The organism is Mycobacterium sp., from assembly GCF_035314665.1.
Taxonomy (GTDB): domain Bacteria; phylum Actinomycetota; class Actinomycetes; order Mycobacteriales; family Mycobacteriaceae; genus Mycobacterium.
The window spans coordinates 1-2,544 of sequence record NZ_DATFZD010000270.1 but is presented as its reverse complement, the minus strand read 5'-3'; the positions used below and the strand labels follow the sequence as shown (position 1 = coordinate 2,544).

Here is a 2,544-nt window from a genome sequence, read left to right as displayed (position 1 = left end):
GCGGTATCGGACCGCTGCGTCGATCTGGGAGACATCAGTGCTGGGGCACCGAAAGACACCGTGATGGCTGTCGTCAGCCCGCGCGATGATGGACCGGAACGGATTCAGTGAGCCAGAGGGCGTTGACCAGCCACTCCAGCTCGCGTTGGTGCATGGATATCGTAAGTGATTGATAACGCTACTTTTATAGAAACATGGCGAGTGCGCTAACACATTGATATAATTGATTTCCTCGAGTATCCATGCACCAACGCGTGGGGCTGGCGGACGTGCCGTTCGACGTCCCGAATATCCGTTGCGAGACGGGGGCGGCGGTGGCGCACACGCGAATCGGCTGGTTCCGCTCGGTCTATAACGTCCCGCACGGGTTCGCCGTGCAGAGCATGGTGGCCGAACTGGCGCACGCCACCGGCCGCGACCCCAAGGACATGCTGCTCGAGCTGATCGGTCCGCCGCGCATCGTCGATCCGCGCCCGCAGATGGCCAAGGACATGTGGTGGGACTACGGCGAGCCGTTCGACAGCTATCCGATCGACGCTGGCCGGCTGCGCCACGTCGCCGAGTTGGCGGCGGAAAAGGTCGGCTGGGGGCGGACGCTGCCGAAGGGTCACGGCCTGGGCATTGCCGCGCATCGCAGCTTCGTCACCTACGTCGCCACGGTGGTGGAGGTCGCCGTGGACGACAAGGGCGAGGTGTCGGTGCCGCGCGTCGACACGGCGATCGACTGCGGCTTCCACGTGAACCCCGAACGAATCACCTCGCAGATCGAGGGCGTGGCGGTCATGGGGCTGAGCATCGCCAAATACGGCGCGGTCACCTTCAAGAACGGCCGCGCGCAGCAGAGCAACTACAACGACTTCCGGGTCGTGCGGATCAACGACGCGCCGACGGTCACGAACACCTACATCGTGCCGCATCCGTTCGCGGTGCACGCGAGCGGTGTCGGCGAGCCGGGGCTGCCGCCGTTCGCGCCGGCGCTGTGCAACGCGATCTTCGCAGCGACCGGCAAGCGCATCCGCAGCCTGCCGATCGGCGATCAACTGAAGGCATGATGCCCGGCTAGCTTCCTGCTTGGCCGGTTGCGCCGGCCATGGCGCTCGACTCTCCACTCGCGCGATGAGCTTCGTGCGCGAAGTCGTCCGCGAGCCGTAGGTCGGTTCCCCATCTGTGGCACTCGAGAGGACATCCCCGGATGATGTCCGCTTTCAAGAACAGCCGCATTGGACTGCAACGACCGGCACGGGCGCACACGGGCCGAAACCGGACCACTTGAGGGCCTTGCCCTTCGCTGGTCTGTAAAGCCATGCGCTGACAAGCCATCGGAGACGAGTCAGGACGTTCGTTACTTGGCGGCGATGACGGCCGTCGCGTCCACTTCGATCATCATGCCCGGCCAGGCAAGTTGGCTGATATTCACCAAGGTATGCGCGGGCAAAGCAGCGCCACTCATCGCCTCGGCAAAGCACTTGACGTAGTCCTGACTATACCTCATGTCCGTAACATAGGTTGTGATCTTAACTACATCCGCCATCGTCGCACCTTGCGCTGCCAGGATCTTCTTGATCTTGGCGTACGCATATCGGCACTGCTCCAGGAAGTTGCCCTGATACAGGATGGCTCCGGTGTTCACGTCCTCGGCGCCCATGCCGGCGAGGTAGATGGTCTTGGCAGGGCCAGTGACTGTAACCGCGTCGGCGAAAATGTTCTTGCTCCACACGCCGAACGTCGTCTGTTTCTGGAAGGTTCCGGTTGCGGGCTCTGTCTGTTGCGCCCGACTGACCGTCGACGTTACCAGGAGACAAGAAGCAGCCAGAGCTATTCTGAACGCCGACATCTCATCCCTCGATGTTGTGGAGTTTCGATCAGTGAATAGACGTTAGCCCATTCATACCGGGCAAGTCGATAACCGACCCGCGTACAGGCAATTTGGTGCATGGATCGCCGGCCGGAATATGTGCGTGTAAACAGGCCCTAATCACGGTCGGTGCCTGATGGAGGACGTCCGCGCCGACCGTAGGGAGCGCGAAGTAGCTCGGGCCGCCGTACCGGAGCAATTTCTCCTGTTACGGTCGCTTCAACTCGCCGCGCACCACTGGCGCGACGCGTCAGCCGATTCGCAACTGTACTAGCCTGCACGATGTCGGCAATCCAATCGTCGAAATCAGCGAAGACGGGTGGGTCTTCATCGAGAAAATCCCGAGCGCGGGGCGGAGTAGTTTCTCCGGCCACTTCCAAGGAGCAGATGCTCTACGGGGTGCAGGATCCGGCCAACTAGTTCCGCCCGCTGGGTGGCAGTGCAGTAAGGGGCGAAATCGGGGCCTGCGGCGGCTTGCAATCACGTTCCCGCCGCCTACCATGGATTGCGTAGCTCACCCTACAGGAGCGCAGCCATGGAACTCACCATGGTGCCCATCGTCAAGCCGGACGCCGTCAACTTCATCTTCGGCCAGTCGCATTTCATCAAGACCGTGGAAGATCTGCACGAGGCGCTGGTCGGCGCGGTTCCGGGCATCCGCTTCGGGCTGGCCTTCTGCGAGGCCTCCG

The 2,544-nt window shown here is 62.2% G+C and carries 3 protein-coding genes; 2 read left to right on the top strand and 1 reads right to left on the bottom strand.

The window, feature by feature from the left end; genetic code table 11:
• Positions 1–254: 254 nt before the first annotated feature.
• Entirely contained in the window at positions 255–1,052 is a 798-nt protein-coding gene (locus VKI00_RS19270) for a molybdopterin cofactor-binding domain-containing protein (RefSeq protein WP_324440201.1), read from the top strand.
• A gap of 290 nt (positions 1,053–1,342) precedes the next feature.
• On the opposite strand, the gene VKI00_RS19265 is transcribed toward VKI00_RS19270, so the two are convergent.
• A complete protein-coding gene (locus tag VKI00_RS19265) occupies positions 1,343–1,834 on the bottom strand; it encodes a RidA family protein (RefSeq protein WP_324440199.1) in 492 nt (163 codons plus the stop codon).
• A gap of 556 nt (positions 1,835–2,390) precedes the next feature.
• Between VKI00_RS19265 and VKI00_RS19260 the strand changes: the two genes are divergently transcribed.
• The coding region (locus VKI00_RS19260; RefSeq protein ID WP_324440203.1) for an adenosine-specific kinase at positions 2,391–2,544 on the top strand (154 nt) is incomplete at its 3' end.